Below are 16,151 nucleotides of genomic sequence, written 5' to 3'. Positions count from 1 at the left end.
GGCGGACAGGTACCGCGCACCCAGGGCACCCGGGAAGCCTTCCCGGGACGTCAGCCGATCACGGCGTCGGCGATCCGGGCACGCAGGGCCCGGGTGCCGGAGCCGAACGACTCCAGCCACTGGGCGCGCTTGTACAGCCGGTGCAGGATGTGCTCCCAGGTCATGCCGACCCCGCCGAGCACCTGGATGACGTGCTCACACGCGGTGACCGCGGCCTCGGTGGCGGCGGACTTGGCGGCGGCGCAGGCGACCTCGGCGTCGCCGTCGCCCTCCTGGACGCTCCACGCGGCCCAGTACGTCAGCGAACGGGCCAGCTCGACCGCCGCGTAGGCGTCCACGAGCTGGTTCGACACGGCCTGGTAGGTGCCGATGACCTTGCCGAACTGGGCGCGGGTGGAGGCGTGCGCGATGCCGTCCTCGAGTGCGCGGCGGCCGACGCCCAGCGCCTCCGCGGCGGCCAGGACCATCGCGCGGTTCTCGATGTCGGCCAAGGAACCGTTGAGCGCGCGGGAAGGCGCGTTGTCGAAGGACACCTCGTACAGCCGGCGCGAACGGTCCGAAGTGGACAATGCCCGCACATCGGCGTCCGCGGTACGAACCAGCCGAAGCGCGCCGCCGTCCACGACGACCACGAGCGCATCGGTCGCGGCCGCGTCCGGAACCAGGACCTTCGTGCCGGTCACACGCCCATCGGCGGCGACGGTGGTCGTGTAGTCGGCATGCCGGAGGTCCTGCGGGCGGCCGTTTTCGGCCCACGCCAAGGACACCCGCAGGTCACCGTTCGACACCTGGGTCTTCAGCTCGTCGTCGAACGCCGGCCACGCCAACGCGACCGTCGCGAAGAACGGGCCGGGCAGCAGGGCCGCGCCGGTCTCCTCGAACAGCACGGTGTGGTCCAGCAGGGTCAGGTCCGGGTCGGTCCAGCCCAGCTCGGCGAGCTGCTTCCAGCTGTCCGGCTGCCAGCCCGGCTCACCGTCCACAATGGCCGGTACGCCGTCCAGCGGGAACTGTTCGGCCAGGAACTCCTTGGCGGCGACCCGCAGCATGTCCTGTTCGGCCGAGAATGCGAAGTCCATCAACGGCTCCTAGGAAGACCGAGGACACGCTCGGCGACGATGTTACGAAGGATCTCCGAGGTTCCGGCCTCGATGGTGTTGCCACGGCTGCGAAGCTGGCGGTACTGCCAGTAGCCGTCCCAGACGCCGCCCTCGTCGTCCAGCATCCCGGACAGGCCCTGCAGGCTGCGGGCGAGCTTGGTCAGCCGCTGGTTCGCCTCGCTCCACACGAGTTTGACGACCGAGCTCTCCGGACCGGGCTGTCCCTTGGTGAGCAACGTGGTCAGCGTGCGGTAGTTGGTGAACGCCAACGACTGCAGCTCGACCCACTCGCGCGCGATGGCGTCCCGCACGACCGGGTCGTTCGCCGGGACGCTGCCGTCCGGCGCGGGCTGCCTGGCCAGCTCGACGAGCCTGGTGAAGTGCTGGCGCAGCTGGGCGACGAGCGCGAAGGCCATGGTGCCGCGCTCGTGCAGCAACGTCGTCATGGCGACCTTCCAGCCGTCCCCGGGCTTGCCCAGGATTGACTCCTTGGGCACGCGCACGTCGGTGAAGAAGATCTCGTTGAACTCCGGGTCACCGGTGATCTGCTTGAGCGGCCGCACTTCCACGCCCGGCGAGTGCATGTCCACCAGCAGGTACGACAGGCCCGCGTGCTTCTCGGCGGACGCGTCGGTGCGCACCACGAGGATGCACCAGTCGGCGATGTGCGCGTACGACGACCACACCTTCTGCCCGTTGACCACCCAGTGGTCGCCGTCCAGCACGGCCGTCGTGCGGGCGCCCGCGAGGTCCGAACCGCTGCCGGGCTCGGAGAAGCCCTGGCACCAGATCTCCTCGCCGGACAGCAGCTTGGCCAGGTGGCGTTCCTTCTGCTCGTGCGTGCCCCACGCGATGATCGTCGGGCCGGCCATGTTCAGGCCGATCACCCCGATGTGCTCGGGTGCCTGCGCCCGGACCATCTCCTCGAAGTAGATGGCCTGGTAGCTGGGCGAAAGGCCCTGCCCGCCATACTCCTTGGGCCAGGTGAGGCCGATGTAGCCGCCGTCGTAGAGCCGGCGGCTCCACTCGCGCAGGAAGCCCACGTCCGGGCGGCCGGCGGCCGGCATCTTCTCGGCGTCGAAGTTGCCCGCGTACCAGTCGCGCAGCTTCGCTCGGAACGCCGCCTCCTCAGCGGTGTCACGGAAGTCCATGAGACATTTTGACACTCTGACTCACTTGAGGTCAACGAGTGGATATGTCTTGAGAATGCAACACGGTATGGTGGCAACATGTCGACAACCCCGCTGACCCGCGCGCTGCGCGGACCGTCACCGGCGCCGAAGTCCGCGCCCATCGACGCGTTCCGCATGGCCAAGTCCTGGTTCCTCGCCGGGCGCCGGGTGGACATGCAGCAGCTGGCCGCCGAGCTCGGGGTCAGCCGGGCCACGCTGTACCGCTGGTGCGGCAGCCGCGAGCAGCTGCTCGGCGAGGTGATCTGGTCGCTCAACGAGCGGGCGCTCAACGAGACCAGGGCCCGCTCCCGCGGCACCGGCCGGGCGCTGATGACCCGCGTGCTGGAGAAGTCACTGGCGAGCATCCGCAGCTTCGAGGCGCTGCAGAAGTTCGTCGCCGAGGACGCGGAGTACGCGCTGCGGATCATCACCTCCAAGCAGAGCGTGGTGCAGGCACGGCTGATCGAGTGGACCTCGGACTTCCTGCGCGCCGAGATCGAGCTGCGCGACGACATCGACGTGACCGACTTCGCCTACGTGATCGTGCGGGTGTGCGAGTCGTTCGTGTGGAGCGACATGATCACCGGCGCACCCCCGGCCACCGACAAGGCCGTCAAGATCGTGGACCTGTTGATCGCCGCGGCCGAGAAATGACCTTCCTGACAAGTTCTTAACTTTCGCCCTGCACGATCCTCTCGTGAAGGAGTGCTTAGCCGCGTACGCGGACTGGCTGTGGCGGGAAGCGACCGAGGGCAGCGACCTGGACACCGAGTACCGGGCCGCGGTCGGGCAGGACGGCGTCTGGCAGGACTCCGGCGCGGTCGGGCCGTTGATGCTGCACGCATTGCGCCGCACGGTCGGCGACGAGCCCTTCTTCCGCACGCTCCAGTTCGTGGTGGCCAACCAGCAGTTCGCTCCGTTGTCCTTGGGCGACTTCGAACGGCTGGCCTGCCAGGAGTCCGGTGTGGACTTGACCGGGTTCTTCACCGCGTGGGCGCGCAGCGGCGCCATCCCGGCCACGCAGTACCTGTTCCCCGGGCCGCTTTACCGGTAGGTCAACAGCTCCCGGTGCTCGCCCTCGAAGTGGGCGTGGTCGTTGTAGGACACGAGACTGGTGCCGGACCGGCCGCTGACGATCTTCGTTATCCCGGCGTTCACCGAGACCCGGTTGACCGCGACGAAACCGGCGCCGTCCAGGCCGAGCAGCCGGGTGCAGACCGCCCCGATCACACCGCCTGAGGTGAAAACCAGCGCGGTCCCGCCCTTGCCCAGACCGGCTAGCAGCTCGTCCAGAGCCGCGTTGACGTTCCCGCTGAACGCCCGGAACCCGTCCCCGCCGGTCCAGTCCCGCAGGGCGGCATCCAGGGCGATCTGGAAGGCCCGCGGATCGCGCGCATCCTGTTGGGCGGCACCGAACTCACGCACCAGGCCGATGTGGTCGAACTCGTTCCACCTGGCGTCCTCGCCGGGCGCGCCGAACCCGGCCGCAACGGCCGTCTCTCGTTGCCGCGACAGGGTTCCGCTCCACACCTGGTCCGGCCGCACACCACGGCGGCGCAGCTCGTCGCCCACGATCTTGCCCTGCAGGTGTCCCGCCGGCGAGAGGACGTCGTAGTCGTCCGCGCCGAAGGACGCCTGACCGTGCCGGACCAGATAGACGAGCGCCATCAGGTGAACTTAGCCAACAGCCGCAAGGGCGTGACCTTCATGGCGACGCCGATCACACTCCACGGCCATCGGGGCACGTTGGCCACTGCCTTTTCACGCTCGATCGCGTGCACGATCGAGCGGACCCCCTGTTCGACCCCGGCCATCATCGGATACCCGGCCTTCTCGTTCATCTCGGTGCGGATGAACCCCGGCTGGATGGTGGTCACGCTGATCGGCCTGCGCAGCATGTCGCCCCGGATTCCCTCGGCCAGCGAGGAGATCCCGGCCTTGGTGGCCGCGTACACCGCCGCCCCGCCGCGGAAGCCGCGCAGCGCGGTGAGCGAGGAGATCACCACGAGGTGACCGGAGTTCTGCGCGCGGAAGATCTCCATCGCGGCCTCGCACTGGGCCAGCGCGGACATGAAGTTGGTCTGCGCGACCCGGGTGTTGACGGCGAAACCGCCGGTGCCGATGGGTTTGCCGTCGCCGATGCCCGCGTTGACGACCACCCGGTCGATCGTGCCGAGCTCGTCGGAGAACTGGTGGAACACCCGGAAAACCGCGTCGTGGTCGTCGACGTCCAGCGGCCGGACCGAGACCGTGATCTCCGGGTAGGCGTCCAGCAGCGCGGCGCGCAACTGGTCGAGCCGGTCCGCGCGGCGCGCGCACAACGCCAGGTTGCGGCCCTTGGCCGCGAACTGCCTGGCCATCTCCGCGCCGAGACCGGAGCTCGCACCGGTGATCAGGATGTTGCGTCGCACCCGCACCTCCAGGTTTCCCATTACCAGTGTTGGGCCGTTCGGCGTAGTGTTCATGGGCCGAACGGTTGTCGATTATGGTCGTTGCGAACCTGACGACACGCCGAGGGTTACTGCTACCCTCTTTCGGGTCTGGGTCAGGGGTCAAAAGCATCGCACTAAGTCGGTCGGTCAGCACATGTCGGGGAACTCTGCACGGGGCCATATCGAAAACGCACACGGCGACTCACAGTTCGCCGAAGCCTTACGCTCGGCCATTCGGTCCAGCGGGCTCAGCCTCGACCGAATACAAGCGAGGTTACGCGCGCGTGGCACTCCGGTCAGCATTGCGGCACTGTCCTATTGGCAGTCCGGTAAGCGCCAGCCGGAACGCAACGACTCGCTGACCGCGCTGGCGGAACTGGAAGCGATCCTCAAACTTCCCTCCGGTTCGCTGCTCGCGCTGCTCCCGCCGCCGCGCCCGCGCGGCAAACAGGTCGCCGCCGCCACCACGTCGCGGCCCGCCGAGACCGTGCGCTTCCAGCGCGATGTCCTCTTAGGACTCCTCACCGCCCTCGGCACCCCCAACGCGCTCGACCAGGAACAGCAACTCACGTTGGTGGGCCTGCACGACCGCTGCCAGCTCGGCGACGACGGCGGCCAGCGCACGATCACCACCCGCGCGGTGTTCGAGGCCCGCACCGACGGCCCGGACCGGTGGCTGCTGATCTACAACTCCGATGACCCGGCGGCGGGCACACCAGCGCTCACCGCCGTGCGCAACTGCCATCTCGGCCGCCAGCAGATCGACAGCGACAATGGCCTGATGGTCGCCGAGCTCATGTTCGACCAGCCCATTCGGCGCGGTGAGACATACCTCATCGAGTACGAACTGGAGAATGCCGGCCCGCCCTATCCGACGTGCAACCGCACCCACTGGCGCGAGTTCCGGCGGCCGATCCGGGAGTATCTCCTGGAGATCCACTTCAATTCCGCAAACGTTCCGGCCCGCTGCCAGCAGTTCGCCCGCCCCACCGGCCAGAAACACCCGCGCATGCGCAACCTCAGCCTCGACACCCGGCGCAGTGTGCACGCCGTGGCCATCGATTTCGGGCCCGGCCTATTCGGTATTGAGTGGGAGTGAGGCAATCAGTCCATTTCGGCCAGGCGGTTGCGCAGGAGTTTGCCGGTCGCGTTGCGTGGGAGCGCATCCAGGAACCGGACATCCCGGGGCACTTTGTACCTGGCCAGGTTGGCCCGCACGTGGGTCCTGAGGTCGTCCTCGGCGAGTTCGATCCCGTCGCGGCGGACGACAAAAGCCCGCAGCCGCTGGCCGAACTCCGGGTCGGGCACGCCGATCACCGCCGCCTCAACGACTCCCGGGTGCTCGGCGAGCAGGTTCTCCACCTCCACGGGGAAGACGTTCTCGCCGCCGGACACGATCATCTCGTCGTCCCGGCCGTCGATGAACAACCTGCCCTCGGTGTCGAAGTGGCCGATGTCCCCTGTGGACAGCAGGCCGTCGATGATCTCCTTGTGCCGCCCGTCGGTGTACCCGCCGAACGCCAGGTCGCTGCCCGCGAACACGCGGCCGGTCACGCCCGGTTCGGTGATCTGACCGCCGTGTTCGTCGTACAGGTTCACGCGGCATCCGCAGGGGACTTTGCCGACCGTCCCCGGCGCCGCCCGCCAGTCCTCCGGGGTCGCGACCGCGGCGACGGCTACTTCGGTTGAGCCGTAAAGGTTGTAGACGACGTCACCGAACACTTTGGTCGCCCGGTTGCCCAGTTCGGGCGACAGCGCCGAGCCCGCGGAGAAGATGATCCGCAGCGAACTGGTGTCGTAGCGGGCGATGACCTCGTCGCCGAGGTCCAGGATCCGTCGCAGCATGGTGGGAACGAGGACGAGCTCGGTGGCCTTGTTGTCCTGCACCATTTTCAGGGTGGCCTCGGGGTCGAACTTCCGCCGCACCGCCACCGTGCAGCCCAGCGCGAAAGCCAGGATGAACTGGGAAAGCCCGGTGCCGTGGAACATCGGCGCGGCGAGCGCCGTGCATTCCCCGGTGCGCAACGGGATCCGGTCGAGGAACTGGGCCGCCGACAGCCCGGACTTGATCTGCCGCGGCGCGCCTTTCGGCGTCCCGGTGGTACCGCTGGTCAGCAGGACCAGGCCGCCGGGCTTGCCGGGCACCGGTGTGCGCCGGTCGTCGGTGCCGGCGATCAGCTCCTCGAGCGTCGGGACAGCACCGCCGGTCGAACCGTCCTGGACCCAGGCCAGGTAACGTGGGAGGTCCACTTCGGACAGCAGGTCGGTGAACTCCTCGTCGTAGACCAGCGCGGACACCTGCTCGCGCTTGACCACGTCGACGAACTGCGGTTTGGCGAAGCCGGTGTTCATCAGCAGCAGCCGCGCGCCGAGCTTGCCCGCGGCGAGCATCGCCTCGACCAGGCCACGGTGGTCGCGGCAGAGCACGCCGATCACCGAGCCCTCGCCGTACCCGCGCTCGGCCCAGGCCCGGGCCAGCGCGTTCGACCGGTGTTCGAGCTGGCCGAACGTGAGTGGGCCGCGGTCGTCGACCAGGCCGGGCCGGTGCGGGTCGCGCCGGGCGGACATCCGCACCGCGCCCGCGACCGGGCCGATCTGGCGGATGTAGAGCAGCGCCCGGACGCCCTCGTCCAGTCTCGGAACCGGTACCAGCCCCGCTCGGTGCAGGATCCGGATGCTCTGCAGCGTCTCCAGGACGTTGGGCACGCCTACCTCCGCGTCGTCGGGGCGGTTCCTACTGGCGAGTTAAGTTCGACCGTAACTGTCGGGCCCAGGGGGCACAATCTGCGGCATGGTCGTGCTGGTATCGCCGGAGCCCGAAGGCGCTGGGCGCCTGCGGGTCCTCGATGCCGGCTCATCTGAAAGGATCTCTGACCACACTACCGCTGACCTGGCCGGATGGATAGCCTCCTACGAGGCCGAGCACCAGCCGCGGTGGGTGTTCCCGGCGACCGACGAGCTCTACCCGGCGCTGCTGGACGCCGGGGTGCGGGTCGCGCGCTGCCACGACCTCACCCTCACGGAGGGGATCCTGCTGGCCCACGACGGCCGGCACGGCACCCCGCGCAACCCGCTCGCCGCCTGGGCCCGGCTGCACCGCGCGCCGGAGCCGCCGGACCGCCCGCCGCCCGCGCGCGACGCCCAGCCCGCGTTGTTCGAGACCGACCAGCGGCTGGTCCTGCTCGACCAGGCCGAGGAGGTCTACCGGGACCAGCTGCAGCGGATCGACGCCATCGACCGGATGCGCCTGCTCGTCGCCGCCGAATCGGCCGGGGCGCTGGCGGCGGCCGAGATGACGTACCACGGTCTGCCGTGGAACGAGGAGGTGCACCGCGCGCTGCTGGTCGACATGCTCGGGCCGAAACCGGCGCCGGGCGCCCGCCCGGCCAAGCTCGCCGAGCTGGCGGACCGGATCATCGCGGCCTTCGGCGGGTACGCACTGAACCCCGACAGCCCGCCCAGCGTCGTGCGCGCCTTCGCCCGGCAGGGCATTGAGATCCCCTCGACGCGGGCCTGGGTGTTGCGCGAGGTCGACCACCCCGCGGTCGAGCCTTTGCTGGAGTACAAGGAACTCGCGCGGATGTGGACCGCCCATGGGTGGACGTGGATCGACTCGTGGGTCCACGGTGGACGGTTCCGGCCGGAGTACGTTGTGGGTGGGGTGGTCTCTGGGCGGTGGGCGACCCGGGGTGGCGCGGCTTTGCAGCTGCCCAAGGCTTTGCGGACCGCCGTCCGCGCTTTGCCGGGGTGGTCGCTGGTGGTCGCGGACGCGGCCCAGCTGGAGCCGCGCATTCTGGCGGCGTTGTCCGAGGACCGGCGGCTGGCCGAGGTGTCCGCCGACATCGACCTGTACGCGTCGTTGGCGGCCGACTCGTTCGACGGGGACCGCGGGCGCGCCAAGATCGCCATGTTGTCGGCCATGTACGGCGGCACGAGCGGCGGCGCCGGCCCGCTGCTTGCCGTGCTGCGCAAGCGTTTCCCGCAAGCCGTGGGTCACGTCGAGCAGGCCGCGGCCGCCGGCGAACAGGGCCTCATGGTTCGTTCCGTCCTGGGCCGCACCAGCCCGCGGCCGAGCGAACGCCGCCTGGAACTGATGGGCGCCACCGAGGAGTCGTCCCTGCAGAAGTCCCGCCAGGCATCGCGCGAATGGGGCCGCTTCACCAGGAACTTCGTCGTCCAGGCCAGCGCCGCCGACTGGGCGCTGGTCCTGCTGGTCACCCTCCGCCGCCGCCTCGCCGAAACCGCCCCCAAAGCCGAAATTGTCTTCTACCAGCACGACGAGATCATGGTCCACACCCCCGCCGACCAAGCCGAGACCGTCACCGCCGAACTCCTCGCCGCCACCGAGGAAACCACCCACCTCGTCTTCCCCGGCACCCCCGTCAAGTTCCCCCTCGACCTATCCACGGTGGACCGCTACTCCGACGCCAAATAGTCCCCATCCCTCCTGAGTGGTTGCCGTCGTCCGGCGGCGGATCGCCGGGTGAGTCAGGAATGGCCGCTGCCCAGGCAGACGAACGGGCGGCGCAGCGGGTCGATGGCGATCGCGTCGGCCAGGGCGACGGCGGGTTTCGCTCCGGCGGCCAGGCTTCGGTGATAGTCGTCCATCGCGGCGGCTGAGGCCTGGTCGCCGACGCGGCTCAAGGGCGCGATGACGGTCCGCGAACCGCTGGCCAGCAAGGCACTTGCGAACCCGAGGGCCTCGTCGCCGGGCCGGATCCGGTTGAGCGCCAACTCGCACGCGGCCAGCACCACGTGTTGTGGCGGCCGGTCGAGGCGGGCCAGCTCGTGCGCGTACAAGGCGCCATCGGCGAGTTCCAAGGTGGAGAACAAGGCGTTCTCCGGTTCGTGGGCGCCGTGCGCGGCGATGTGCGCGAGTTTGGCGCCATCGAGGGCTTTCAGGGTGGCGGCGACGGTGGCTCGCCTGCCGTCCAACAAGGTCGCGGTGCTGTGGTGCATGGCCAGTTTGTCGATCTCGCCCACGGCCGCGGGCAGGCCCGGTCCGCGCACGAGCACGGTCCGGCCTCGGCGGTTCGGGGTTCGTTCCGCGGCAAACCATGCGGTCGCCGACGGCGCCACAACCGTTGGCCGCGCCTGCAAACTCGGCAGCACACCCCACGGGACCGCGTAGAGGCCGCCGGTGGGCACGATCACCAGGTCCCGGTCGCCGATCAGCGCTTGGAGCGGCTGGACCAGTTGTGTGTCAACGAGATCCGCTTGTTTCCGGGCGGACGCCGAGATTACCTCGACCAGCCCGCTGGGCAGGTGGTCCGGGGCGAGCGCGTTCAGGTCCACGTTGAGCATCCGGGCCCGTTCGGCCGCCTCCGCCGCCGATCCCAGCTCGACCATCCGCACGTTGCCGTCCACCACAACGACGGCGACCAACGAGTCCTCAGAGGACGCGAAACTCACCAACGCCCGGTCCCCGAGCTGCTCCCCCACCTCGCCAAGGCCCACAACGGGCCGGGGTTTGCCCCAGCCGCCGGAGTACCAGCCCAGCCGGTTCGCCTCACGCAACCGATCCGCCCGGCGGCTGCGCAACGCCGCCGTGGGGTGGCCATCGTGCCGGGCCTGGTGGATCGACTCGGTCAGGCTGCGCACCTCGGCGATCCGCTCGGCCAGCTCCGGGTTGTCCACCCCCGCAAGCGGTTGGTACCGGTAGGTCTGCGCCCGCGTGCGTTCGAGCCACTCGAACAACCGCCGCGGGTTCGCGCTGCCCAGCACGGTCCGTACCGCCAGGTCGGCCAGCTCCCGCCCATGCAACGCGGTCCCGGACAACAACTCCAGCCCACCCATCCGGTCGCGAACCTGGTCCAGTTCGCTGAGGCCACCGCGGATCTCCCGCAACGCCCGCCCGGCGTCCCCCTCAGCCACCGCCAGCTCCGCCCGGCACAGCCGCCGCAACATCCGGTAGTCGATCGGCGTCAGCCGCCCCGGCCGCGGTACCTTCGCCAGAATCTCCTGAGCTGCCACAAGTTTCCCTTGCCGCACCCGCAACCGCGCCGCCAGCATCCGCGCGATCGCCGCCTGCTCGGCCAGCCTCGGCACAGGCAAGGATTCCGCGAACCTCAAGGCGCGGGACGGCAGAGAACGCGGAATGTCGTGGTCCCGCAAGGCGAGCGCGGTGTCGGCCCGCAGGCCGGTGAGCGTCGCGTTGGCGAGGCAGGTCGGACAACCCCAGCGCTGGATCCGTTTGCGGGACGCGGCGGCCATGGTCCGCGCCAGGTCGTAGTTCCCGGTCAGCAACGCGGCCGCGGCCCGGTACTCCTCGGCCCAGGTCAGCTCGCTCGCCGAGCTGGCGGCACGCATCGCGGGCAGCACGTTGTCCAGATGTGTGCCGGCCTCATCGGCCAATCCGGCTGCGAGCAGGGCCATCGCCTGGCTCAGCTCAAGATCTCCGGGCGGATCCAGCCCCTCCTCCCGCAGCGCCCGGTAGCTGGTCTGGTTGCGGCGCAACGCCGCCGGCACGTCGCCGGTCCGCAACTCCAGGTCGCCCAAGCTGTGGCTGGCGCCCGCGGCGTGTGCGAGCAACCGGTGCTCGGTCGCCAGGTCCAGTGCCCGCGTCAGATCGTCCCTGGCGCGGCCGACCATGCCCAGCCGGGTGTACGCGGTCCCCCGCGCGCGCAGGGTCTTCACCATCGTCTCGATCAACGCGGGCTCAGGGTCGGCAACGGCCGCGATGACATGCTGCTTGGCGTCGAGTGCCGCATCGAGGAGCGTGGTGGCGTCCTCAGTCCGGCCGGCGCTCATCAGCAGGATGCCGCGGTTGTGGTCGACTCCGCCGCTCAGCTCGGCACGCAGCCGCGCGTCGGGAATCTGCTCGATCAGCCGGTGCACCGCGGTGAGGCCGGCCATGCCCGAGGCCGGGCCATCGGCATCGGCGGTCAACGCGGCCAAGGTCGCCATCAGCCTGATCCGCGCGACCAGCCAGTCGCTGCGCACCTCGGGCCCGGCCGGATCGATCGAGTTCGCGATGTCCAGTCCGCGCTGTAACAGGGTGATTGCCTCGTTGTGCCGTCCGAAGCAAGAGGCATCGACGCCACGGCGGTGAAGTTCGCGCGCTTGGCGAACGACATCCGCGTCGGCAGAGGCGGCAGTCACGGACACTTCATTATGACAACACAGTCCGTGACTTTATTTCGCCCGCCGACCGGTTGGACCGGTCGGCGGGAATGATCAGCGGTCAGGCGCTCTCGTGCAGGTCCACACAGCTGCCGGGCGGGCATTTGTCGTGGTCATGCGAGTGCTCGACCTCCAGCAGGAGGCTTTCGGCCTGCTGGGTGGGGGTGCCCGGGTCCTGCTCGGTGGTGTTCTGGGCACCCGTGTTCGGATCTTCGTTGGCAGGCTGGGTTTCGGCAGTCGTCGACATAGTGATCTTCCTCCCCTGATGATCAGTCATCGACTCGAAAGTTGCGCTGAGTCGTCGTTCGTCGGTCCCTCACACCGCGAACGGCCTAATACTGTCACATCGGTCGAATGATCGGGAGGAAATTCTCACCCCAGGTAGTCGCATCTCTTCGACCACCCAGGTCAGGGCGGGAAAATACGAAAAGGGCGGCCCTCAGGCCGCCCTTTCGCGTGGAGATGTCAGCTCACGTCGAGATAGTCCGCGTTGGGGCCGCCGTTGGCCGTCGTCGCGGTCGCTCTTACAGTGTTAGAACCGGCATTCAGTGTTGCGGACGCCGAAACACTCGTATACGTCGTCCATGCTCCGGTGCCTGGGAAATCGACGTTGCCCGCCGCGGTTCCGTTGACGGACAGACTCACCGGACGGTTGTCCGCCGTTCCGTTGGCGTAGCCGAACTTCAGGGTGTGCGGGCCGGCAGTGTCCACATTGACCGTCCACTCGACGTAGCCGCCGACCGCGTTGGTGTAGTTGACGAAGCCGGTTCCGCTGAAGCCGGCGTGGTTGGACTCGACGACCCCGTTGGAGATCACCGCGTTCTCGGCCTCGTAGCGGTTGGGCTCCGGGTCGGGATCGCCACCGCCACCGGAAGACGCGTAGTCAGAACCAACCCACGCCTCGTCGATCCGCAAACGCTTGTAGCGCGTGCTGTCGCTCGACGCCGCATAGGTGTTCACGACCTCGAGGCGGACATGCCGGGCAGTCGTCACGGGCAGGTCGATGAACTGGACGCCTCGATGGCTCGGCAGGGTTCCTGACTTGATCGGCGAACCCCAGTTCGTGCCGTCGTTGCTGACGTAGACCCGGTATTCCTTGATCCTCGCCGACTGCTCGGTGGAGGACCGTGCGTAGGACACCGAGTCCTCACGCTGGTTGATGCCGAGGTACTGGATCCGTTTGGCCGAACCGAGATCCCAGCGCAGCGACACCGGCGTGGTCTTGTTGGAGTCCCAGTAGGTCAGGTAGTCGTTGTCATTCGCCGCAGCAGCGGCGTGTCCGGACGCCGAGGCGCTCGCGCTCATGGTCACGCCGGAGGTGTAGATGCCTTCCCGGCCACTGGCCTCGACCTTGAACACGGTGTCGTACTGGTCCCAAGTGGACAGACCGGTCATCGTCAGCGAACCGCCGCCCTGGGAGAACGCGATCGAAGCGCCGGTCCGGAGGTTGGTCACCTTCGTGATCTTGTACCCGTTGTCCCTGATCTTCAGCGTGCTGCCCGAAGGCTTGGTCAGGACGTGGATGTACTGCAGGTTCGGGTTGTTCTTCTTGACGGTGATCATGCCGTGCGCGCCGTCGTTCCAGAACCCCGGCTGCATGCCGCCGTACATGTACCCGCCGCCCTCGGTGCCGTCCAGGGACTCCCAGATCTGGTTGAGGTAGCCGTTCAGGAAGTTGTTGTACGCCTCCTGGTTGGACGGAAACTTCCCGTTCACCATCGCGGTCTCGGCCATGTTGGACTTCACCGAGGAGCCGGAGTTCGAGATGTACCGGCCGATGTTGAGCTTGTAGTCCACCGAGGAGTTCGAGCCGTCGTACCACCACGCGCCCGAGCTGGGCAGCTTGTAGCAGGCCTCGATCAGCCGCGGCGCGGCCGTGTAGACCGCTTGCGGGTAGTCGTAACTGGGCGACATGCCGGTCTTCTGCTCGTTGGAGATGGTGTCCATGATCGGCGTGTCTTCGTTGTTGTTGCTCAGCAGGAACTCCGGGCGGTCCTGCTGGACTCGCTGGTAGAGGTTGTGCGACTCCCAGTAGGCGTTGTCGTTGTCGATCCAGAACCCGGACAGCGCGGGGTAGTCCGACTTCGGGTAGCGCTGCATGACCTCGACGAAGTTGTCGTAGCTGAACTCGCCGAAACCGTCCCTTGTGGTCAGGTTGACGCTGTGCCCCTTGTAGCTCGAGTACGCCGACGAGTCGAGCCACTCGTGGCCGCCCTCGTCGTGCCACTGGGGATCGTCGGTCATGTACACCAGCACGTGCAGGCCGGCGGCGCCGGCGGCCTTGATTGTCTCGCCGAGGAAGTCCCGTTTCGTGGCGCAACTTCCCGGGATTTTGGACGGATAAGCCCTCGCGTAGCCGAGACGGCTGTGGAACGAGGCGAAGACGAGGTACTGGGCGTGCAGCTTCTTGGCCTCGGTGACCCAGTACTGCGGGGTCCAGCCACCGTTGGTCACGTCGTTCTCCCACGCGGAACAACTGGTGTGACTGGGCGACGAGCGCATGCCCCAATGCAGGAACAAGCCGGCCTGCGAGGCCCGCAACCAGTCCTGGCGCGGGTTCTGCAGTTCGGCGGACGCGGTCGGCACGGCCATCAGGCCGGCCACCGTCACCAAAGCGGCCAAGAGGCCTACGATCCCTCTGCGCGACACTCGGGCCTCCCATAGCAGGGGTTTTCATGGGGCCTGGGCGCGGCGGCATCCCGGGCAAGGGTCTACCCGTCCCGGTCAGCCGCGTCAAGACTCGACCTCGGAGGTCTGTTCCCGCTGGTAGGAACATTGACCGCTTTATGGGTTCAGATCGCACAAAAGGTCGGAGCAATTCTTGACGAGGGCCTGCCGGATGGAGTAGACCCTATGTATGTAATCGTTTTCGCTGGGTTACATTGCAGCAGGGTTAACCGACCTTCGCCAGCGCCGTTCGGAGGGAAACAGCCGTGACCAGGACGCACACGCGACGAGACGCCTTGCGAGGCGCCGCTCTCGTCGCCGGCGGGCTGCTCACGGGGGGCTTCACTCCGGCGGCGGCCGATGCAGGGCCGCCAGACCAGTGGAGACGGGTACCTCAGATCCTGGCCAGGATCGTGCCCCCGGCGTTCCCGCCGCGTGTCTTCGACATCACCGCGTACGGAGCCGTCGGGGACGGGCACACCAAGAACACCAACGCTTTCCGGGACGCGATCGAAGCGTGCAACCGGGCGGGTGGCGGACGCGTGAACGTGCCCGCGGGCACCTACCTCACCGGCGGCATCCGCATGCTGTCCGGTGTGGAGCTTCACGTGGCCGAGGGCGCCACGATCCGGTTCTCGAACGATCCCAAGGATTTTCTTCCCCTCGTACTAGTGCGCTGGGAAGGCACTCTCTGCTACAACTATCAGGCCTTCATCTACGCGTACCAACAGCACGACATGGCGATCACCGGTACCGGGACCATCGACGGCGACGCGCCGAACGGTCCATGGCCGGGCTGGGGCGCCGGGTCGACGCCGGAGTTGCGCAAGATGGGCGAGGACAACGTTCCCGTGCAACAGCGGATCATGGGCGAGGGCAAACGCATGCGCCCCAACATGATCCAGTTCGTGGACTGCCAGAACCTGTTGTTCGAGGGCGTTTTCCTGAAGAATCCGGCGATGTGGACGTTGCACCCGGTGTTCTGCACCAATGTCACCGTCCGCGACATCACCGTCTACAGCACGAACTCGCAGGGCGATGGCGTGGATCTGGACTCGACCACCTACGCGCACGTCATCAACTGCCGGTTCAACACCAATGACGACTGTGTCGTCCTCAAATCTGGTCGGGATGCCGACGGGCGGCGGATCGGCATCCCGACCTCCTACGTGGTGGTCGAACGCTGCAAGTTCTCGGGCCGGTGGGGCGGGATCACCATCGGCTCCGAGATGTCCGGGGGTGTGCACACCGTGTTCACCCGGGACTGCGAGATCAACTCGCCCGACTTCCCGGGGCGCTATCCCATCAAGCACGCCTTGTACCTCAAGACGAACTCCGACCGCGGCGGCTTCGTCCGCGATGTCCACCTGCGCAACATCCGTGGGCGCAACGTGGAACGCGAGATCCTGTTCTTGAGCCTGTACTACAACGGCGGCGGGACCGGTTCGTACTACCCGGACGTCCACGACCTGACGGTCGACGGCATCACCATCGCCGGCGGCCGTAAAGCGGTGCACGTGGAAGGCCTGCCACAGAGCCACATCCGGAACGTGACCGTGTCCAACGGGGACTTCACCGGGATCGCGGAGCCGAACACGGTCGTCAACGCCGACGGTGTCGAGCTCCGCAACGTGCGCATCAGTTGACCCTGCTCATTTTTC

13 protein-coding genes are annotated in these 16,151 nt (G+C 68.0%); 5 read left to right on the top strand and 8 right to left on the bottom strand.

The window, feature by feature from the left end:
• Positions 1–50: 50 nt before the first annotated feature.
• Together AB0J95_RS42200 and AB0J95_RS42195 are read right to left on the bottom strand one after the other, a co-directional pair.
• Complete coding sequence (locus AB0J95_RS42200) at positions 51–1,076, bottom strand: acyl-CoA dehydrogenase family protein (RefSeq protein ID WP_364770951.1); 1,026 nt, start codon at positions 1,074–1,076, stop codon at positions 51–53.
• Complete coding sequence (locus AB0J95_RS42195) at positions 1,076–2,248, bottom strand: acyl-CoA dehydrogenase family protein (RefSeq protein ID WP_364770949.1); 1,173 nt, start codon at positions 2,246–2,248, stop codon at positions 1,076–1,078. The genes AB0J95_RS42200 and AB0J95_RS42195 overlap by 1 nt, the downstream gene beginning before the upstream one ends.
• Before the next feature lie 78 nt (positions 2,249–2,326).
• Here AB0J95_RS42195 and AB0J95_RS42190 point away from each other — a divergent pair, with 78 nt between their 5' ends.
• Both AB0J95_RS42190 and AB0J95_RS42185 read left to right on the top strand, forming a co-directional pair.
• Entirely contained in the window at positions 2,327–2,923 is a 597-nt protein-coding gene (locus AB0J95_RS42190) for a QsdR family transcriptional regulator (protein ID WP_364770947.1), read from the top strand.
• 43 nt (positions 2,924–2,966) lie between these two features.
• Positions 2,967–3,323, top strand: a complete 357-nt coding sequence (locus tag AB0J95_RS42185) for a hypothetical protein (RefSeq protein WP_364770945.1) — start codon at positions 2,967–2,969, stop codon at positions 3,321–3,323.
• Here the strand turns inward: AB0J95_RS42185 and AB0J95_RS42180 are convergent.
• Together AB0J95_RS42180 and AB0J95_RS42175 are read right to left on the bottom strand one after the other, a co-directional pair.
• Complete coding sequence (locus AB0J95_RS42180; protein WP_364770943.1) at positions 3,314–3,937, bottom strand: histidine phosphatase family protein; 624 nt, start codon at positions 3,935–3,937, stop codon at positions 3,314–3,316. The two genes, AB0J95_RS42185 and AB0J95_RS42180, sit on opposite strands and share 10 nt — an antisense overlap.
• A complete protein-coding gene (locus AB0J95_RS42175; RefSeq protein WP_364771125.1) occupies positions 3,937–4,686 on the bottom strand; it encodes an SDR family oxidoreductase in 750 nt (249 codons plus the stop codon). The genes AB0J95_RS42180 and AB0J95_RS42175 overlap by 1 nt, the downstream gene beginning before the upstream one ends.
• Before the next feature lie 169 nt (positions 4,687–4,855).
• Here AB0J95_RS42175 and AB0J95_RS42170 point away from each other — a divergent pair, with 169 nt between their 5' ends.
• On the top strand, positions 4,856–5,800 hold the full coding sequence (locus AB0J95_RS42170; protein ID WP_364771123.1) for a hypothetical protein: 945 nt from the start codon (positions 4,856–4,858) through the stop codon (positions 5,798–5,800).
• Between the two features lie 5 nt (positions 5,801–5,805).
• Here the strand turns inward: AB0J95_RS42170 and AB0J95_RS42165 are convergent, their stop codons facing one another.
• Positions 5,806–7,407, bottom strand: a complete 1,602-nt coding sequence (locus tag AB0J95_RS42165) for an acyl-CoA synthetase (protein WP_364770941.1) — start codon at positions 7,405–7,407, stop codon at positions 5,806–5,808.
• 85 nt (positions 7,408–7,492) lie between these two features.
• Between AB0J95_RS42165 and AB0J95_RS42160 the strand changes: the two genes are divergently transcribed.
• Positions 7,493–9,136: a bifunctional 3'-5' exonuclease/DNA polymerase gene (locus tag AB0J95_RS42160; protein WP_364770939.1), complete on the top strand. Its 1,644-nt coding sequence runs from the start codon at positions 7,493–7,495 to the stop codon at positions 9,134–9,136.
• 53 nt (positions 9,137–9,189) lie between these two features.
• On the opposite strand, the gene AB0J95_RS42155 is transcribed toward AB0J95_RS42160, so the two are convergent.
• The 3 genes from AB0J95_RS42155 to AB0J95_RS42145 form a co-directional block, all read right to left on the bottom strand.
• Complete coding sequence (locus AB0J95_RS42155) at positions 9,190–11,607, bottom strand: CHAT domain-containing protein (protein WP_364771121.1); 2,418 nt, start codon at positions 11,605–11,607, stop codon at positions 9,190–9,192.
• A gap of 277 nt (positions 11,608–11,884) precedes the next feature.
• On the bottom strand, positions 11,885–12,070 hold the full coding sequence (locus AB0J95_RS42150; protein WP_364770937.1) for a hypothetical protein: 186 nt from the start codon (positions 12,068–12,070) through the stop codon (positions 11,885–11,887).
• Between the two features lie 218 nt (positions 12,071–12,288).
• Positions 12,289–14,415, bottom strand: a complete 2,127-nt coding sequence (locus AB0J95_RS42145; protein ID WP_364771119.1) for a discoidin domain-containing protein — start codon at positions 14,413–14,415, stop codon at positions 12,289–12,291.
• A gap of 341 nt (positions 14,416–14,756) precedes the next feature.
• On the opposite strand from AB0J95_RS42145, the gene AB0J95_RS42140 reads away from it, so the two are divergent.
• Entirely contained in the window at positions 14,757–16,136 is a 1,380-nt protein-coding gene (locus AB0J95_RS42140) for a glycoside hydrolase family 28 protein (RefSeq protein ID WP_364770936.1), read from the top strand.
• Positions 16,137–16,151 lie beyond the last annotated feature (15 nt).

Origin of the sequence: Actinocrispum sp. NPDC049592, from assembly GCF_040675465.1 — a bacterium.
Lineage (GTDB): Bacteria > Actinomycetota > Actinomycetes > Mycobacteriales > Pseudonocardiaceae > Kibdelosporangium.
The sequence above is the reverse complement of the archived record's forward strand: the minus strand, read 5'-3'. Positions and strand labels throughout refer to the sequence as shown.